This window comes from Bifidobacterium sp. VU/mBH4 (B4), from assembly GCF_058199535.1.
On the sequence record NZ_JBVPQJ010000001.1, the window covers coordinates 272,529 to 291,095 of the forward strand.

General features: G+C 61.8%; 16 protein-coding genes, 3 tRNA genes and 1 pseudogene. 16 read left to right on the top strand and 4 right to left on the bottom strand.

The window, feature by feature from the left end; translation table 11 throughout:
• The first annotated feature begins 268 nt into the window (after positions 1-268).
• Genes AC0AII_RS01105 through AC0AII_RS01115 form a run of 3 tightly spaced genes read left to right on the top strand, consistent with a single transcriptional unit; the run spans position 269 to position 5,744 of the window.
• Entirely contained in the window at positions 269-1,789 is a 1,521-nt protein-coding gene (locus AC0AII_RS01105; RefSeq protein ID WP_490445803.1) for a variant leucine-rich repeat-containing protein, read from the top strand.
• 8 nt (positions 1,790-1,797) lie between these two features.
• Complete coding sequence (locus AC0AII_RS01110; RefSeq protein WP_490445804.1) at positions 1,798-5,508, top strand: helicase; 3,711 nt, start codon at positions 1,798-1,800, stop codon at positions 5,506-5,508.
• Positions 5,508-5,744, top strand: a complete 237-nt coding sequence (locus tag AC0AII_RS01115) for a hypothetical protein (RefSeq protein ID WP_463318010.1) — start codon at positions 5,508-5,510, stop codon at positions 5,742-5,744. Before AC0AII_RS01110 ends, AC0AII_RS01115 begins: the two co-directional genes overlap by 1 nt.
• 9 nt (positions 5,745-5,753) lie before the next feature.
• Here the strand turns inward: AC0AII_RS01115 and mscL are convergent, their stop codons facing one another.
• From mscL to AC0AII_RS01135, 4 genes and pseudogenes are all read right to left on the bottom strand, one after another.
• On the bottom strand, positions 5,754-6,284 hold the full coding sequence (mscL, locus tag AC0AII_RS01120) for a large conductance mechanosensitive channel protein MscL (RefSeq protein ID WP_490445805.1): 531 nt from the start codon (positions 6,282-6,284) through the stop codon (positions 5,754-5,756).
• A 505-nt stretch (positions 6,285-6,789) separates the two neighbouring features.
• Positions 6,790-7,128: pseudogene (locus AC0AII_RS01125) on the bottom strand (SAF domain-containing protein); the annotation flags it as partial.
• 72 nt (positions 7,129-7,200) lie between these two features.
• Positions 7,201-7,413 (bottom strand): FmdB family zinc ribbon protein, encoded by a 213-nt coding sequence (locus AC0AII_RS01130; protein ID WP_024626815.1) that lies wholly within the window; start codon positions 7,411-7,413, stop codon positions 7,201-7,203.
• 101 nt (positions 7,414-7,514) lie between these two features.
• Positions 7,515-8,192 carry a 5-formyltetrahydrofolate cyclo-ligase gene (locus tag AC0AII_RS01135; protein ID WP_490445806.1) on the bottom strand — a complete coding sequence of 226 codons (678 nt, stop codon included), beginning with the start codon at positions 8,190-8,192 and terminating at the stop codon, positions 7,515-7,517.
• Between the two features lie 80 nt (positions 8,193-8,272).
• Here AC0AII_RS01135 and AC0AII_RS01140 point away from each other — a divergent pair, with 80 nt between their 5' ends.
• The 13 genes from AC0AII_RS01140 (at position 8,273) to rpmG (ending at position 18,469) form a co-directional block, all read left to right on the top strand.
• Positions 8,273-8,926, top strand: a complete 654-nt coding sequence (locus AC0AII_RS01140; RefSeq protein ID WP_490445807.1) for a GNAT family N-acetyltransferase — start codon at positions 8,273-8,275, stop codon at positions 8,924-8,926.
• Positions 8,927-9,002: 76 nt separating this feature from the next.
• On the top strand, positions 9,003-10,400 hold the full coding sequence (locus AC0AII_RS01145; RefSeq protein ID WP_490445808.1) for a hypothetical protein: 1,398 nt from the start codon (positions 9,003-9,005) through the stop codon (positions 10,398-10,400).
• A 178-nt stretch (positions 10,401-10,578) separates the two neighbouring features.
• Positions 10,579-10,872 (top strand): co-chaperone GroES, encoded by a 294-nt coding sequence (groES, locus tag AC0AII_RS01150; RefSeq protein WP_015022393.1) that lies wholly within the window; start codon positions 10,579-10,581, stop codon positions 10,870-10,872.
• 119 nt (positions 10,873-10,991) lie between these two features.
• Positions 10,992-12,092: a histidinol-phosphate transaminase gene (locus AC0AII_RS01155; protein ID WP_490445809.1), complete on the top strand. Its 1,101-nt coding sequence runs from the start codon at positions 10,992-10,994 to the stop codon at positions 12,090-12,092.
• A gap of 178 nt (positions 12,093-12,270) precedes the next feature.
• Entirely contained in the window at positions 12,271-12,759 is a 489-nt protein-coding gene (gene nrdI, locus AC0AII_RS01160) for a class Ib ribonucleoside-diphosphate reductase assembly flavoprotein NrdI (protein ID WP_144085034.1), read from the top strand.
• Between the two features lie 65 nt (positions 12,760-12,824).
• Positions 12,825-13,820 carry a class 1b ribonucleoside-diphosphate reductase subunit beta gene (gene nrdF / locus AC0AII_RS01165; protein WP_045925134.1) on the top strand — a complete coding sequence of 332 codons (996 nt, stop codon included), beginning with the start codon at positions 12,825-12,827 and terminating at the stop codon, positions 13,818-13,820.
• A 175-nt stretch (positions 13,821-13,995) separates the two neighbouring features.
• Complete coding sequence (nrdI, locus tag AC0AII_RS01170; RefSeq protein WP_101432834.1) at positions 13,996-14,493, top strand: class Ib ribonucleoside-diphosphate reductase assembly flavoprotein NrdI; 498 nt, start codon at positions 13,996-13,998, stop codon at positions 14,491-14,493.
• Between the two features lie 51 nt (positions 14,494-14,544).
• Complete coding sequence (nrdE, locus tag AC0AII_RS01175; RefSeq protein ID WP_490445810.1) at positions 14,545-16,740, top strand: class 1b ribonucleoside-diphosphate reductase subunit alpha; 2,196 nt, start codon at positions 14,545-14,547, stop codon at positions 16,738-16,740.
• 170 nt (positions 16,741-16,910) lie between these two features.
• Positions 16,911-17,906: a class 1b ribonucleoside-diphosphate reductase subunit beta gene (gene nrdF / locus AC0AII_RS01180; protein ID WP_045924827.1), complete on the top strand. Its 996-nt coding sequence runs from the start codon at positions 16,911-16,913 to the stop codon at positions 17,904-17,906.
• Positions 17,907-18,022: 116 nt separating this feature from the next.
• Positions 18,023-18,104 (top strand) — tRNA-Tyr (locus AC0AII_RS01185).
• A 1-nt stretch (position 18,105) separates the two neighbouring features.
• A tRNA-Thr gene (locus AC0AII_RS01190) sits at positions 18,106-18,177 on the top strand.
• 4 nt (positions 18,178-18,181) lie between these two features.
• A tRNA-Met gene (locus AC0AII_RS01195) sits at positions 18,182-18,255 on the top strand.
• 46 nt (positions 18,256-18,301) lie between these two features.
• The gene (gene rpmG, locus AC0AII_RS01200) at positions 18,302-18,469 is read left to right on the top strand and encodes a 50S ribosomal protein L33 (protein WP_015022386.1); all 168 of its coding nucleotides are present in this window, start codon (positions 18,302-18,304) and stop codon (positions 18,467-18,469) included.
• The last annotated feature ends 98 nt before the right edge of the window (positions 18,470-18,567 follow it).

An 18,567-nucleotide genomic window follows, 5' to 3' on the forward strand; every position in this document is an offset into this window, starting at 1 on the left:
TGCCTATTTGTTCGGAGACTATTTGTACCAGGGTGGACCAAAGTGTCTGAATTGATTCATGGCAGGCAATGAACCACGTGCCGTTTGCGCAATCAGGTTTGTAGATACTGCCGATTCGGAGGGCTCCAAGTGGTGCGCTATGCCTGCGAGCCTCTCATGTGTCCTTTATCAGGTAATTCGGCACGCAATCAATCCTATCTCTGGGTTTCATGACAGAATAGGCGATAGTACCGAGTGAAGGCGGCTGCAGATTTGGGAGGTCGAAAACGTGAGTGACGATCGGCGACCGGGGCAGGTGTGGATAATCAAGTTCAATGGGGCGGAAGAGACCCGGCTCAAGCCTGGCGAGACCGTCGAGATCGGCCGCAAGCCTCTGCGTCCGTTGGCCGATGACGGTCGGCGTCGTCTGGAGGTGCCCGATCAGACTAAATCCATGTCCAAGCGGCATGCCATTTTCACCGTCGACCAGGACGGTCTGGCCACCCTGCGCGACATGGGTTCCACCAACGGGTCCTATCTGATCCAGTCCGACGGATCGCTGGTCAGGCTGCCCGTGGACGCCGCCTTCCCCCTGTCCAGCAGTTCGGCCCGCTTCCAGTTCGGTGATGTCCCCGTCGACTTCGTGCGCATCAGCAATCCCGAAGAGGATAAGACTGATCCCTCGCCCCGGGTGCCTGACCTCTTCTCATATTCCACACAGCCCCGGGGCATGGTGGAGCCTGACGCGGCCGAAATGTCCGTCGATGACATTCTGGACATGCGCGCCGGCGAGCCCACTGGCATCTTCAAGGCCGACGGGGTCCGCAACCGGGTCACTGCCCTTCACGATATGGCTTTGGGCGCTGCCAAGACAGCCGATGCTTCCCAAGAGACCGGCGGTGCTTCACAGGATCGGCCCAGGACCGGCTCGGTCGCTCGCGGTTCGGAGGGCAATCCGTCGCCGCCTTTCTCAGGAAGATCAGAGCCCTCAGGCTCGCGAGGCCCGCAAGTTCGGTATTCTGACGATGCTGATTCAGCCGATCATGGCCAGGCTGACAGGGCATTCGAAGCCCGCGAAGGCGATCGCCGTGGAGGGGATTCCCAGACCCAGGACGCCCGTGGCGAAGCCCGCCAGCCTCTGCCATGGCAGGAACACGAATCCGAGCAGAGTCTGCCCTTGGTCGGCACTCAGGAGGAGAGCCAGCCAGTCGACCGTGACCTTTTCGCTGATGCTCGTCGTTCCCGTTCCGCTAAATCCGCCCCTGATCAGGATCGCTACGACCAGGATGCTCGCGATGCCCATGATGATCGTCGGCATCGCGATGATCGTGCAGCTTCCGGCCGCAGGGGCTATGCAGATGGTCAATCTCGGCAAGGCCGGGGGAGGGAAGCGGACACCGCCCAGGGATTCACCCCGCTGGGAGCCGTAGAGCTGGCCCGCCTTTCCAAGAAGGAATCGGTCCAGGCCCGACGTCCTCAGCCAGCGGATCAGCCGGATGATGACCAGCAGTATCAGCCGGCCTTCGAGCCCGGATCGGTCTTCGAGCGGGTCTCCAAGGGTGACTATGACCGTGGCCAGGAGGCCATCGTGGTGGACGGAATGAGTTCCGATGATGCCAAGCGTACTGGTGACTTCGCCCTGCAGTTCGCCATGGCCAAGCATCGCCAGCTGCTGCCCTTTCTGGCGATGAATCCGGCCCTCTATGATGATCTGTACGCCTGGTTGGAGGCTCAGGGCGACCAGGACATCGACGCGGCCCTGCGCAACAATGACGGGTATCACGAATATCTGAACGCCGTGCGGAAGTGAGTGGACGGATGAGCGAGACGGTAATGAGCACCGGGGGATCGGAAGATGACAAACGGGCTGAAGATGCACAGGCATCAACGGCCGGGTCCTCCTCCGACCGTGCGGCAGAAGAAGTCAAGGCCCCGTTGACGCCCCTAGAGCGAATCCGGGGATGGCGCCAGGACTATCAGAACCAGGTGGGACTGACCCCCTTGGAGAATGTGTCGCAGCTGGCCGCGCAGATGGACCTGACGCACGCGCATCCTTCAGGCATTGCCCAGCTTTTCGCCAGCGGCCAGGTTCATCTGGATGCGCTGTTCCGGGACCGCGGCATGCTGCGTGCGGCCCACCGCCGCATGGAGCGGGTTCTGGACGACCAGGCCGCCAAGGAGCGTGCCAGCGGTTTCGCCCAGCTTTCCATGGTCGTAGGGGTGGCTGCCTGGCAGGGGCGCGACATGCCCGTACTGCTCTATCCCGTGCGCATCGATGAGAGCACACAGGGGGCCTCCAGGGCTTCCATCAGATTCACAGGCAAGGTGGATCTCAATCCTGCCTTGATCTCGGCCATGCGCGAGCGTGGCATCACCCTGGATCCGGATCGCCTGTTTTCGGCCTCCCATTATCAGGGCGGCACCCCTGAAACCTCATCGCTTTTCAAGGACATGACGGCTCTGATCACGCCGCACATCAGCGACTTCACCATTGAGCGGAAAATCGTTCTGGGGTGCTTTATCGAGCCATCGGCCCAGTTGCTGGGCGAAAGCCTTCGGATTCTGGACCGGATGACCGCTGGGTCCACCGGCAACGATCTGCTGGATGCCTTGGCTGGCGACCAGGCAGCCTCCGAGCGGCTCAAGGGCGGACCAGTGCCCGACTACAGCCCCTTCGATGCTGACCCTCACAGCGAGTTTGAGGCTGGAGATGTGGACAACCGGGTCCGTTATGCCGCCCAGCTGGTGGCGACCGGGCACAGCGTGCTTGTGGATGAGCAGACCGGCCACCACAGCGCCGACGATGCCCTGGCCATCGCCTCGCGTTGCGTCACCGCCGGCAGAACCGTGCTCTATGTGCCCTGCGTGGTGGAGGAGAAGCGGCGTTTCCAGCATCGTTTGGATGCTGCCGGGATGGCTGACATGGCCCTTGATCTGACCGATGACCAGCTGGGCAGGGTCCTGGACCAACGGCTGATCGATGCAGTGGGGTTCAAACCCGGCAAGGCCAGCGAGCATTTTGACCAGGTGGCTGATGAGCTTGTGGGTGTCCGCTCCCGACTGACCCGCTACCTGGGCGATCTGCATGGGGTGGATTCCAGCTGGGGGGTTTCGGCCTACCAAACCATCCAGAATCTGGCCAACATCGCCAATATGCCTACGCACCCAGCCACCCGTGTCCGTCTGGGCGCGGCCACCGCCCACGATCTGCAACCCGATTTGGATACGTGGGCGGACAAGCTGGAGAGGGCTGCCGAGCTGGGCGAATTCGTCATCGGCCCCCAGGACACCCCCTGGTTCGGCGCCACCCTGGTCAACGAGAACGAGGCTGTGGACGCGTACTCCCGTGTGGTCCGTCTTCTGCAGCGGCTTCTGCCGGACACCCGTGAGCAGGTTAAATCCACGGTAGAGACCTGCGGATTCCCTGTGCCTGCCACCGTCAAGGATTGGGGACGGCAGGTGGTGGTCCTCAAGAACCTGCGCCGGGTCTTGGATGTCTTCCAGCCTTCCATATTCGAGCGCGACATTCCCGCCATGATCGAGGCCACCAAGTCCAAGGCCGATCGCAAGGCCAACGGCACCAACCTGGGATTCTGGGAACGCAGACGTCTGGTCAAGGAGGCCAAGAGCCTGCTCAGGCCCGGCGCCCAGGTCGAGGATCTGCATGAGTCGCTGGTGGTGGTCTCCAAGCAGGCCGAGCAGTGGCGGACCTTCGTCCCCCACGGCGGCTGGCCGGTCCTGCCGCCCAAACTGGACGTCATCATCGACACGCAGGAATCCCTGATCCGCGACATGACAGCTCTGGACACCGTCCTGGACTCGACTCCGGCCGGGGGCGATCTGGAGACCATGGATCTCAACAAGGTGGAGGAGCGGCTCAAGGCGCTCTTTGACGACCATACAGCCTTGGATACCTTGCCTGAGCGCTGCGCTTTGGAGGGTGAATTCAGCAAGGCAGGGCTGGAGGAGCTGGTCCAGGACCTGCGCAACCGTCAGGTTGAAGGCAAGGCGGTGCGGGCCGAGCTGCAACTGGCCTGGTGGACCACGGTCTTCGACGACATCATGCGCTCCTCGCAGATCATCTCCAATCAGGATGGTTCCGCCCTGTCCAACGCCGCCGACCGCTTCAGCCAGGTGGATGCCCAGCACGTGGCCAGCGTAGGCCCCATGGTTGCCCAGGAGAGCGAAAAGCGTCTGTCAGAGCTGCTCTTCTCGCGCACCCAGGAGGCTAATCAGCTGCACACCATGCTGGCCGGCAACCCCGGTGCCTCCCTTACGGTCTTCCAACAGGCCCACCCTGGTATCCTGTCGGCGGCCAAGCCCATCATCATCGCGACTCCGGCCACACTGGCGACCAGGACCAATCCGACGCAGCTGGCCGACACGGTCATCATCGATGCCGGAGCCCATATGCCTTCCATCCAGGTGCTGACTGTGTTGGCTCGGGCCCGGCAGGTGGCGGTCATCGCCCACCGGCCTACCATCACTTCGGATGGCCTTTTGCAACTGGTCGGCCATCTGGTCCCGGTCACCGTCAAAGCCCGCCCCTCGCGCCGCTCGGTTCGCTTGGACACCTTCCTGAAGGATCACGGCTATGGGGATCTGTCGGCACCTGTCCCTGATTGTCGGGAACCTGGCAGAGTGACCCTGACCAGGGTGGAGGGCGCTGGCGTCCCGGTCATGGCCACCGGGCTGGTCGAGTCCAGCCAACAGGAGGTCGCTGCCGTTGTCGACATGCTCAAGCGCAGGGCCGGATCCTTCTCCCTGGTGCCGAACAGTTATCTGCTGACTGTGGTCACGCTGTCGGCAACCCATCGCTCCCGGCTGGGCGCTGAACTCAAATCGGCGGCAGCCAAGGACAGGGTTTTCGCCAAGTTCCTGCGGCATGTACGCATCGTCGGCATTGACGAGGTCTGTGGTGCTCGCGCCACGGACGTAATCCTGACTCTGGGGTTTGCCAAGACCACTCACGGCCGTCTCCTGCAGCAGTTCGGCGATCTGGAAGGCGAAGGGGGCAAGGGCATGCTGCTGGATGCTCTCGTTCTGCCGGATCGGAATCTGGACATCGTCGCGGCATTTTCCGCTGAGGATCTGGAAGACGACCGTCTTCACCAGCCCGGGCCCCGTCTGCTCAAGGATCTGCTGACCTGGGCTGAGCACCCCGACGCGGAACCGGTCCGGCCCGAGCAGGCCGAGCAGTCCACTAATGTGCTCTTCCGGGATCTGGCCCAGCGGCTGCGAACCCGGGGGCTGGATGTAGCCCTGGACTACGGGTACGACCAGGCGCCCCGAGTTCCGTTGGTGGTCGGGCTCAAGAACAAGCCCTATGCTTTGGCGGTGCTGACAGACGACGCCGAGTTCATGCACACCCAGTCCACCCGGGAACGTCACCGGTTCACCACCGAGGACCTGCAGTATCTTGGATGGTCGGTCATGACCGTCTGGAGTGTTTCGGCCTTTGTCAACCCTGACAAAGAAGCCGACAGGATCGTCGCCCGCCTTGCCGATATCTACCAGCAGGCGCGTTAATGGCGAAGGATGACCAACCAGAGCGCGGGAAGCAGCCCAGCGAGCCTGCAGCTTCGCACCCGCGTCGATATCGCCGGGTAGTTCGTCCAGGCAGGGAACGGTTTGATGTTGATGGCACCGAGGAAGATCCTCAGGATCGGGTCTGTGCGCAGGATCGTCTTGACGGGGATGATCGGCGGATCCTGGGCGAGCTGCCCCCGCATTGGGGGCTCTTTCCCCATGAGCGCGGCGACTGACCGCTGATCCTAATCCTGGCCCTTGGGCAGTTCGGTTCCAGTCTGTTGACTGTCGCCTGCACCTGTTGACCGGTGGATGTCTTCGGCGATCTGGCGCAGCAGCTGAAGGGTCTGGTCCTGAGGGCTGGGTGCGTTGGGCTGGTCCTTGATGCCCGAGGCTGCCCGGCTCAGCTGCCGCAGTTTGTTGATGGGCATGATGATGCAGAAGTAGACGGCGATGGCGATCAAGAGGAAGTTGAGCAGGGCCGTCAGAATGGCGCCAAAGGAAATAGTGGCGTTCCGGTAGCTGATGGTCAGGAGTCCCGACAGGTCCGGTTTGCCGAAGATCATGGCGATCAGCGGGCTGATCAGATTGTTGACGATGGCGTTGACCACACTGGTCACCGCCGAACCCATGACCACGCCCACGGCCATATCCACCATGGAACCGCGTGAGATGAACTGCTTGAACTCGCCCAGCACGCCCTTGTTGCTGATCTGCGAGATTTTGTGGACTGCTTCGGCGGTATCCTTGGCCGCCACCTGATTGATCGAGGCCATTCTGCATCCTTCCGTAGCTGATGTGAGGCATGGAGCGCCCATGCCTGCTTCTTCCTCCATTATCGCGGGCCCAGAATGGTTTCGGTTTTCCGACATGATTGGAGGGTGTCGGTGCAGAAGTTCTGTCGGAGCGGATGGCGATGACAGGGGTGGAAGGATCCAGCGACAGCAGGAGCAGAGCCTGGCCGGCATCCAGAGCGAAGACGGCCTGGGACGCTTGCCGGACTTGGTTGCCCTCCCGCCCTTCCGGGTCGGATCGGTCCTTGGGGATTGTCTGCGCCGGTTGTAGAGCCAGAGCTTTCTCGGCTATCATGCAATGTCCGCCGCCAGAGGCCTGCCCGGAATTCGGCTGGACAGGGTGCGGGCCGGCATCAGCAGGGCAGTCCCCTGAAGCCAGCAAACTCACCTTGTCCCCAGCCTGCAGGTCTCCCGGATCGTCAGTCAAGCGGACGGTCACCGGAGTGGTCCCGGGCGGCTGTGTCGGTCTGGCGCTGATCATGGCCGTCGTTAGCGGTTGTCCCGTATGGACGCTGATCATCAGCCGCCGTCCACGGACTTGCCCATATGAGGAGATCAGGCCGGGCAGCCGCTCCCTGCCATGCAGGATCCGCCTTTCAACCATGGCAGGTTCGATGGCTGATCCGCGTGCAATGGGCCGTGCGGCGACCAGTATAGACAGGCGGCCCTGGGCCTGGACCAGGATCTGCAGGGTACAGAACACTGCCAGCCCCAATGCCAGGGCGGTCCCCACACGCCTGAGCCGAAAAAGTCGCCGCCGGCGGGTCAGGGATCCGGCTGCCGATGAAGGCTTATCCTTCTTGCTGAAGATGGAAAAATCGACCATGCCCCCAGCCTGCCAGGATCTTGGCCGGCCTATGGGTCTGCATGGTCGATGTGGTCGAATGTGCCTCTCGGTCTACTTGCTGCTTGTGGAGCTCGAAGAGGAGGATGAGGCTCCGTCGGTCCGGTAGAAGCCATGACCCTTGAACTCGATGGGCACTGCGGAGAAGATCTTACGGACCTGCTGTTGCCCGCACTTGGGACAGATGGTGATGGGTTCGTCGTTGAAGGACTGCTCCTTGGTGAAGTCGTATCCGCAGTTCTTGCAGCGATAATGATAGGTGGGCACCGTTCTTTCCCTCCGCTGATGGTCGGTTCGCGCGACGATTGGTTCAATACCCAATATCCTAGTGGTGGCTTCGACCAGAAGAATCGGCACCGGGCCTCTCGTCAGCCTTGTTCATCACCATTATGGTCTGTGCCGGGCCTTCGTGACAGACCTGTGGCTGTGGGCGTGAAACCTTCAGGCGTCAGGACTGCATCCACGGGGAGATCATGGTCCAGGTGGGGCAGAGGGGCTTCCACGAATTCGCCGGGCCAGCAGATGCCTACTACTGGGGTCCGGTCTGCACGCAGGGCCAGAGCACGGTCATACCAGCCGCCGCCCCGTCCCAGGCGAATGCCGGCATGGTCGATGGCCAGCGCTGGCACCAGAATCAGATCGGCTGTGCCCAAGGCCTGCGCCGGCAGGGCAGGCATATCGGGTTCATCAGGCCGCCAACCTGGAATCCGCTTCATGTCACCCAGATCCTGCCCTGATTGCAGTCGACCCCAACCTACTTCGGTGCCTGTACCCAGCATGGGAATGAGCACCTGGTCGCCCCGGCCCAGGAGGAGTTCCAGGCTGGGGTCCATGGCTATCTCCCCTCGAATGGAGGCAAAAGCAGCCACGGTCAGGCCTTGGCCGCCTCGGGAGCGTTCGACCCTGGCAAGCACCTGGCCTGCCAGCAGGTCGGCAAGCTTGCGGCCTGCGTCCAGGCATTGGGCCGGGTCGATACGCCGTCGGGCTTCAAGCAACCGGCCGCGTCGATCCTGCTTGTCCACATCGATGCGTTCCTGCTCGTTCATGCCCTCAGTTCTACCAGCAGGGGGCTCTCCCTGGTGGACGCATGCCCGCCTCGGCTGCCGTTCGGTGAGAACATGGAGTCATGTCGGTTCTGCATACCTTCCGCCAGGTCTGGCAGGGTTCCCGAGCCCGTTCGGACCATGCCCTGGATCTGCCTGATCGTCTGACTTCGCCCCCGGGCCATGGGGACTTCCTGCTGAGGCCCATCCGCGAGGGCGACCAAGCAGCCTGGAACGCGGTCCGATGGAGGAATCGCGATTGGCTGGCCCCATGGGAGTCAGGGGATCCCCGCCATGGACCTGGCATGACCTATGCCCAGTGGATGCAGGAGCTGGAACGTGCCCGGCAGGAGGGCACTTCAGCGGTCTTTCTGATGGAGTTTCATCAGAGCATCGTGGGGCAGATTTCCTTGGGTGCCATCCGCTACGGGTCCATGCGTACAGCGACAGCGGGCTACTGGGTGGGCCAGGATTGGATTGGTCATGGGTTCGCGCCCCTGGCTCTGGCCATGCTGGCTGACTGGGCATTCAGAGACAGGAGGGGCCCCCATCTGCACCGGCTTGAGGTGGCGATTCTGCCAGAAAACGAACGGTCCCTGCGCGTAGTCCGGAAGCTGGGCATGGAGCCGGAGGGGCTGCGCCGCAGCTACATGTACGTCAACGGACAGTGGCGGGACCACCTGACCTTTGCCTGGATCAGTGACCAATTCGATCCGGATTTGCTGGCTCGTCTATGAGCTCCTGGGACGTACATGGTCGACACGCTGGGTTTGACTTGCCGCTTGGGGCATACCGTCAACTAACGTAGTACCTATGGTTTATGAATCACTCAGCAGCATCGTGGTTTTGGTGATTGCGGTGATTCTGGTGCTGGGTTGGCTGCCGTTTCGCACCGTCAAGGGCATGAAGCGGGCCTCGGAGCATCGCCAGGACAGGCTTTCCACCTCCCTGCACATGGTGGGTCGGGAAGACGGCATGAGGTTCTGCGACAGGCAGTCGAGGACGGTGAAAGGGTTGGTCATGCAGCAAGGGCAGCAGGATGGCAACCGGCGCAGTCAAGCCCAGCGCATCAAGCAGATCAGACAGTTGCGCCGCGCGGCCATACGTCGTCGTCGCATCCTGGTTCTTGCCCTCTTGGTCATCACCCTGCTGGTGGCCGGCTGCTCCTTCCTTGTGGACTACAGCCCATGGTTTACGCTGGTTCCTCTGGCGCTGGTGGTAGTGGTGTTGGCCGCCGGCGCGCATGCCTCGGCCCAGGCCCGGGCCTGGGAGCGCAATTTAGCCCAGCGGCGTGCCCGGCAGCGTCGTCAGCAGGCAGCCAGTCTGACTAAGAGCAAGACCTCCGGCAAACCCGGTCAGGCCAAGAGTGAGGGCCGCACGGAAACTGCCACGGATGTGCTGGACCAGGGCGAGATCCGTCGAACGCTGGCCCAGGCCAAGGCTGATCAGCAGGCAGCTCTTCAGGCCAGACAGCACAATTCCTCCAAGCCTGCAAATCCGGCAGTCGGCAGCAGTAAGACTCAAGGTTCGGCTGGGTCCGTCAAGTCGACCGAGAAGGCCGCTGCGCAAACCGGGCATGCGACGAGCAGGCCATCCGCTGCCAAGAAGGCCTCTGATCGGACCCCATCCAAACAAGCGGCTTCTCGGCCGAAGGCTTCCAAACCGGCAACCACCAAATCTTCAACGGCCGCAAAGGCTGCCTCCAAGCCCGCAGCGCCCAAGTCGTCGGTGGACAAGTCCGCTGCCTCCAAGCCTGCAGCCCGGTCCGCCGCTGCCCAGTCGGGCAAGTCGGGACCGGTCTCTACGTCTGTTGGCAATGCGCGCCCAGCTTCGTCGGCCCAGGACGATGCCACTAATGAGCTCAAGCGCATCAGTCCCTCTCCGGCCTTGGATGCCTTCGGTATGGCGGCGGGCCAGGATCTGATCTCCTTCTCCCTAGGATCAGCCAATGGCGAGGGATCGGACATGGATGGCAAAAAGAGCGAGGATGAGGGTCCTCACAGCCTGGAGATCAAGTCCACCCGGCAGGTCTCCGTGGCCCGTCCCCCTGAAAAGAAACAGGCGGATCAGAAGAAAGCCGACAAGCGGCCCGACGACTTTCACAAGCAGGAAATGCAGGCCCAGGTCGAGGTGCCCGACCGCAGCGAGGACTCCCTGTCCATCGGCGTGGAGGCCATCCTGGCCCGGCGGCGTCCGGCATCTAAGTCCTGAGGGGCCGATCGGGTATTGATCTTTCACCACCAGCGTTAGCACTCAAGTTGGCAGAGTGCTAATTTCGCGCTACTATGACTTGTAGCGCAAAGGAATGCGTGGTGAGTGTTCGTCAGCCTCTCATCGACGTTCCGGCGTGGGTTCATTGGCTGTTCTCACAAGATGTAGGAGGTCCACAGTGTCGATTTCACTCACACCGTTGGAAGACAAGATCGTCATCAAGCAGGCTGAGGCGGAGACCAAGACCGCTTCCGGGCTGGTCATTCCCGATACCGCCAAGGAGAAGCCCCAGCAGGGCGAGGTGCTGGCGGCAGGCCCCGGCCGTCGTGACGACAAGGGCGAGCGCATCCCCATGGATGTCAAGGTTGGCGACAAGGTTCTGTACTCCAAGTACGGCGGCACCGAGGTCAACTACGGCGGCGAGGACTACCTGATCGTGTCCGCGCGCGACGTTCTGGCCATCCTCAAGTAAAGAGAGGGTGATTGTGGCCCCCGGTCCTGCGGAAGGACCGGGGGCCATTCGCGTCTCGGGAGGACCGTGCAGCGGAACAGACCCCGCAGGGACATATGGCGGCCGCTAGCATGGTGCCCATGTACTATCGTCATCGTCCCAGCATTGATGCCCTGCCCGGTTACCGGCAGGGCAGCCCGGCACCAGCTGTTCCCGGGTTCACCAGCTACAAGATCTCCAGCAATGAGAACCCCTACCCGCCCCTGCCCGGCGTGATCCAGACCGTCTCCGAGCAGGCCCTGAGCCATCTGAACCGCTATCCGGACATGCATGGCACCCGTCTGGTGGAGCGGCTGGCCCAGCTGCATGGGGTGGATCCTGCATGCATTCAGCTGGGATGCGGGTCCACCGAGGTCATCACCCAGCTGGTTGATCTGGTGGCCGGTCATGGCGATCAGGTGGTCTATCCCTGGCGCAGTTTCGAGGCCTATCCCATCATCGTCACCTCGGCTGGAGCCACCGGGGTGCCCGTGCCCTTGGATACCGAGGGGCGGCATGACATCGAGGCCATGATCGCCGCGGTCAACGACCGCACCAGACTGGTCATCGTCAACAATCCCAACAATCCGACTGCGACCAACGTCGACCGCGACCAGGCCGAACGGCTGCTGCAGGCCCTGCCTGCGGATCTGCCGGTGCTCTTTGACGAGGCCTATATACAGTTCAACGACGATCCTGATCGCGCTGACGGGTTGTCGCTCATGCGCGAGCATCCCAATGTGATCGTGGCCCGGACCTTCTCCAAGGCCTACGGACTGGCCGGTCTGCGGATCGGGTACGCCGTGGCTGCCGAGCCAATCATTGCCGGCATGAACAAGGTGGCCCTGCCCTTCGGCGTCACCGATGTGGCCCAGACGGCGGCAATGGCCAGCCTGGATGCACAGGACCGCCTGGCCGAACGGGTCCAGGCACTCAAGCAGGAACGGGCCAGGATCCTGGCTGGTTTGCAGGAGCAGGGGTGGAAGATTCCTGAACCTCGGGCCAACTACTACTGGCTGCCTCTTGGCCAGGCTGCGGCGCAGGCTGATCAGCATTTCCGCGACGCAGGCCTATCGGTCAGAACCTTCCCTGGCGAGGGCATCCGCATCACTGTGGGGGAGCGGGAGGCCAACGACCGGGTCCTGGAGGTTTGCGCCGACCTGCGTCGACAGGGTTTGCCGCAGGATCTGATCTCCGGCTGAAGGTTGCACTGGCGCAATCGTCAATGCATTCGACTGCGGTCTCCGTTCTTGTATGGAATGTCACAGCGGGGACGGTTTTGCTCCTGTGAACTTGTGTCGTCTTGGATAAACCTATATATTGTGGTTGGCTGGCCAAGTCAATCCAATATATAGTGTTTACCAAGGAGCAGCAGTCTCTATGTCCTTAGCAGATGTGGATCGGCACGATCCTCCCGATGGTGCCTCCAGGCTGGTGTATTTCTCCAGCGTCTCCAACAATACCCACCGCTTTGTGCAGCGGCTGGGCGTGGAGGAGCCTCTCCGCATCCCCCTGTACGAGCGGCGCCAGCCCATGCTCGTCATGGATGCGCCCTACCTTCTGCTGGTGCCCACCTATGGCGGCGGGTCAGCCAAGGGGGCCGTGCCCAAACAGGTCATCCACTTCCTGAACAATCCGGTCAACCGCGGGCTGATCCGCGGGGTCATCACCTCGGGCAACCGGAACTTCGGCAGCGCCTATTGCGCGGCCGGACCGCTGATAGCCCACCGGTGCGGCGTCCCTGAGCTCTATCGCTTCGAGCTGCTGGGCACCGCGGAGGACGTTCGGGCGGTCAGGGCCATTCTGGCCGGAATGGGAGTGCAGCTCCAGCAGCAGTCGACTGATTCACGAAAGGCGGTTTTGTCATGAGCCAGCAGGAAAGCACCAAAGAAAACACCAAGGCAGAGTCCAGCGTCTATGCCGACGATGAGATGATGCGCCAATCCATCACCCCGCCCCAGTACCGGGTCACCCCTGAGGCCAGGATCCGCCCGGTCAACTGGAACAAGATCACCGACGAAAAAGATCTCGAGGTCTGGAACCGCCTGGTCTCCAATTTCTGGCTTCCCGAGAAGGTGCCCCTGTCCAATGACATCCCATCCTGGAACACCCTGACCGATCATGAGCGCCAGACCACGGTCCGCGTCTTCACCGGGCTGACCATGCTGGACACCACCCAAGCCACCATCGGCGAGCTGGTGCAGATCGATCACGCCCGCACCGAGCAGGAGCAGGCCATCTACACCAATATCGCCTTCATGCAGTCGGTCCATGCCCGCTCCTACTCCTCGGTCTTCTCCACCCTCTGCTCCAGCGAGGAGATCGACAAGGCCTACCGCTGGGCCGTGGCCAACGATGTCCTCCAGGAGCGCGTCCACACGGTCCTGCACGAGTATGTCAGCGAGGATCCCCTGAAGCGCAAGGTGGCCTCCACCATGCTCTCCTCGCTTATGCTCTATGCGGGCTTCTACCTGCCTCTCTACTTCTCCAGCCATGCCAAGCTGATGAACACGGCTGACATGATCCGGCTGATCCTGCGCGACAAGGCCATCCATGGCTATTACTCGGGCTACAAGTATCAGCGGGGTCTGGAGGAGAGGACCCAGGCCGACCAGGCCATGCTGGAGAAGTTCACCAACGATTTGCTGGACAAGCTCTACGATCTGGAGATGGTCTACTCCGGGCAGATCTATGAGGGCTTCCCCTTCGTCGAGGATGTCTTCGCCTTCGTCCGCTACAATGCCAACAAGGCGCTGATGAACCTGGGTTACCCGGCCCGGTTCGCAGCCGACCAGACCGATGTCAGCTCGGAGATCCTGGCGGCCCTGTCGCCATCGGCCAACGAGAACCATGATTTCTTCTCGGGTTCGGGCTCCTCCTACGTCATGGGGCATTCCGAGTCCACGGACGACGATGACTGGGACTTCTAGGCCAGGTGGAGACGGTGTGATATTGGGCACAGAAAACCCTATATATGCTCACCGTTTCCGATATCAACAGCACATATAGTAGTTCAGGCTCGCGCTGGGCGGGTTCTGATCGGTCCGTCCTCAGGGCGGGCGTCACCGTCAAGACAGGCTCTGGATGGCCTGATCAGGAGGAAGCATGGAGCAACAGCAGACCGCCGGAACTGATTCGGAGCTCAGCGCTCCCGAGTTCGCCGCCCAGGGTCAGCGCCTGGGGGCTGTGGTCTACTTCTCATCGGCCTCGCGCAACACTGCCCGGTTCATCGCCAACTGCCATTTGGATGAGGAGGGGATTGACGTCTTCCGCATCCCTTTGAGGCCCAAGGACCCGCCGCTCAACATTCGACAGCCCTACATCCTGATCGTCCCCACCTATGGGGGCGGATCGGCCAAGAAGGCGGTCATGCCGCAGATCAAGCGCTTTCTGAACGACCCGGCCAACCGGGCCGGCATCCGCGGGGTCATCGCCTCGGGCAACACCAACTTCGGGGAGGCCTTCTGCATGGCGGGGGACATCATCTCCCGCAAGTGCAATGTTCCCTTCCTCTACTATTTCGAGCTCATGGGCACCAAGGAGGACCAGGAGAAGGTCCGCCGCGGGGTTGTGGATTTCTTCCGCAACCACCCCGAGTCCTGAGCCAATTTCATTACACGCATCATCACCGCAAAACTCATGAAAGGACACCCGATGGGAGCAAACGAGGACACGTCCCTGGCCCTGGACAGGACCGCATCCGAGGATGAGGAGACCTTCGATCCGGCTCACGACTACCATGCCCTGAACGCCATGCTGAACCTGTACGACAAGGACGGCAGGATCCAGTTCGACAAGGACCACGAGGCCGAGCGCCAGTACATGGACCGGCACGTGCGGCCCAACACCATGACCTTCCCCTCCACGGCCGAGAGGATCGCCTACCTCCTGGATCACGAGTACTACGACCGGAAGGTCTTCGATCATTACACCCCTGAGTTCCTGGACAGGATCTACAAGCATGCGGCCGAGAGCGGCTTCGAATTCGAGACCTTCCTGGGCGCCTTCAAGTTCTACACCTCCTACGCGCTGAAGACCTTCGACGGCAAGCGCTACCTGGAGGACTTCCCCCAGCGCTGCGTGGCCGTGGCCCTGGAACTGGCCGACGGGGACGAGCAGGCCGCCATGAAGTACACGGACGAGATCATCTCCGGCCGCTTCCAGCCCGCTACACCCACCTTCCTGAACCTGGGCAAGGCCCAGCGCGGCGAGCCGGTCTCCTGCTTCCTGGTGCGCATCGAGGACAACATGGAGTCCATCTCCCGCGGCGTCAACGCCGCCCTGCAGCTGTCCAAGAGGGGCGGCGGCGTGGCCCTGCTGCTCAGCAACCTGCGCGAGATGGGCGCGCCCATCAAGCACATCGAGAACCAGTCCAGCGGCGTGGTCCCGGTCATGAAGCTCCTGGAGGATTCCTTCTCCTACGCCAACCAGCTGGGCGCCCGCCAGGGTGCCGGCGCCGTCTACCTGTCGGCCCACCACCCCGACATCATGCGCTTCCTGGACACCAAGCGGGAGAATGCGGATGAGAAGATCCGCATCAAGTCCCTGGCCCTGGGCGTGGTCATCCCCGACATCACCTTCGAGCTGGCCAAGCGCAAGGAGCCCATGGCCCTCTTCTCCCCATACGACGTGGAGCGGGTCTACGGCAAGCCCTTCGCTGACATCCCCATCACCGAGCACTATGAGGAGATGGTCAAGGACAAGCGGATCCACAAGAAGTACATCGACGCCCGTGACTTCTTCATGACCCTGGCCGAGATCCAGTTCGAGTCCGGCTACCCCTACATCCTCTTCGAGGACACAGTCAACAAGGCCAACCCCATCGACGGCCGGATCACCATGTCCAACCTCTGCTCGGAGATCCTGCAGGTCCAGGAGCCCAGCACCTACTCCGAGAACCTGAACTACGAGCATATCGGCCGCGACATCTCATGCAATCTGGGGTCCCTCAACATCGCCAAGGCCATGGACGGCGGACTGGCTGACACGGTCGAAACCTCGGTGCGGGCCCTGACCTCCGTCTCCGACCACACCAACATCGAGGCCGTCCCCTCCATCAAGAGGGGAAATGACGAAGGCCATGCCATCGGCCTGGGTCAGATGAACCTCCATGGCTTCCTGGCCCGCGAGGGCATCCACTACGGGTCCGAGGAGGGGCTGGACTTCACGGACATGTACTTCATGACCGTGGCCTACCACGCCTACAGGGCCTCCCACGCCCTGGCCGTGGAGCGGGGGAAGGCCTTCGCCTCCTTCGCCAAGTCCGACTACGCCAAGCCGGCAGGACAGGGGAACTACTTCGACAAGTACACCGAGGGCAGCCGTTCCCTGGAGCCCAGGACCCAGCGGATCAAGGACCTCTTCGACCAGTATCAGGTCCACATCCCCACCGTGGAGGACTGGAAGGAACTCCAGGCGGCCATCCTCAAGGACGGCATCTACAACCAGAACCTCCAGGCTGTCCCCCCGACCGGGTCCATCTCCTACATCAACCACTCCACCAGCTCCATCCACCCGATCGCCTCCAAGATCGAGATCCGCAAGGAGGGCAAGATCGGGCGCGTCTACTACCCGGCCCCCTACATGACCAACGAGAACCTGGACTACTTCGAGGACGCCTACGAGATCGGCTGGAAGAAGATCGTGGACACCTACGCCGAGGCCACCCAGCATGTGGACCAGGGGCTCTCGCTGACCCTCTTCTTCCCAGACACGGCCACCACACGCGACCTGAACAAGGCTCAGATCTACGCTTGGCGCAAGGGGATCAAGACCCTCTACTACATCAGGATCCGCCAGCAGGCGCTGGAGGGCACCGAGGTCGAGGGCTGCGTCAGCTGCATGCTCTAAGGCGCCTGTCCTCAGGCATGTGCAATCCCTGGTCGGTGCCGTCTTTGATGGCGGCGCCGGCCCTTTGGCATCCGCATCCACAGGTCAGGTCCGTCCATGCGGTAGACTGACGGTCCAGTCTTGATCCGCTTCGCACTGTCGAACACCCATCCAACAAGGAGCAATCAACCATGGTCCCACCCATTTCCATTCCCCGGCAGCCGCTGAAGCTGATCGACCGGGTCTCCGCCATCAACTGGAACCGTCTGGAGGACGAGAAGGACCTGGAGGTCTGGGACCGTCTGACCGGCAACTTCTGGCTGCCTGAGAAGGTTCCCGTCAGCAATGATCTGCCCTCCTGGCAGTCTATGAGCGAGGAGGAGCACACCCTGACCATGCGGGTCTTCACCGGCCTGACCCTTCTGGACACCATTCAGGGGACCGTGGGCGCCGTCAGCCTGATCCCGGATGCGCTGACCCCCCATGAGGAGGCGGTCTACACCAACATCGCCTTCATGGAGTCGGTCCATGCCAAGTCCTACTCCTCCATCTTCTCCACCCTGGCCTCCACCCCTCAGATCGATGCCGCCTTCGAGTGGAGCGAGCACAACGAGTTCCTCCAGCGCAAGGCCCAGATCGTCCTGGACTACTACGAGGGCGACAACCCCCTGAAGCGCAAGGTGGCCTCCACCCTGCTGGAGTCCTTCCTCTTCTACTCGGGCTTCTACCTGCCCATGTACTTCTCCAGCCATGCCAAGCTGACCAACACGGCCGATCTGATCCGCCTGATCATCCGGGATGAGGCCGTGCATGGCTACTACATCGGCTACAAGTACCAGAAGGGGCTGGCCAAGGTCTCCGACTCTGAGCGTCAGGCCATGAGCGACTACACCTACGAGCTCCTGGGCGACCTGTACGACAACGAGGTGGAATACACCGAGAGCCTGTACTCCGGGGTGGGCCTGGTGGAGGATGTCACCAAGTTCCTGCGCTACAACGGCAACAAGGCCCTGATGAACCTGGGCTATCCCGCCCTCTTCCCCTCGGACACCACCGATGTGAATCCGGCCATCATCGCATCCCTGAGCCCCAACGCCGACGAGAACCACGACTTCTTCTCCGGCTCTGGCTCCTCCTACGTCATGGGCAAGGCCGTGGAGACGGACGACGAGGACTGGGATTTCTGACCGGTCTGTCCCGCCCTGACGCGGAAGACACGACGTTGGAGCGGGACTTGCGGAAAACAGAAAAACATGTCATTATAGGCAAGTTGCCGTACGGAGCTCCGGTTCTAGTGCGGCATGGCGGATTTCCCAAGCGGTCAAAGGGAGCTGACTGTAAATCAGCCGCGTAATGCTTCAGAGGTTCGAATCCTCTATCCGCCACGCCTCGGTAGCTCAGTGGCAGAGCACTTCCTTGGTAAGGAAGAGGTCGTGAGTCCGATTCTCACCCGAGGCTCTCTGGCGGGGTAGCTCAGCTGGCTAGAGCGTACGACTCATAATCGTAAGGTCAAGAGTTCGAGTCTCTTCCTCGCTACTGTGGCCGACATACGTCGGTCGTGCAACGACTATAGAGGTGAACCATGGCAAAAGCCGCAGATATCCGTCCTGGCATTACGCTGGCGTGCACCGTGTGCAAGGAGCGTAATTACATTACGACCAAGAACCGTCGTAACACTCCTGACCGTCTGGAGCTCAAGAAGTTCTGCCCCCGTTGCGGCAAGCATACCCTGCACCGGGAGACCCGCTGAGTTCTTCCCGTCTTTTGGCTTCATCGGAACCCGACCATCTGGTCGGGTTCTTTTTTATACAAGCGTTCTTCCTTATGCAAATCCGCCTATGTTCCTGC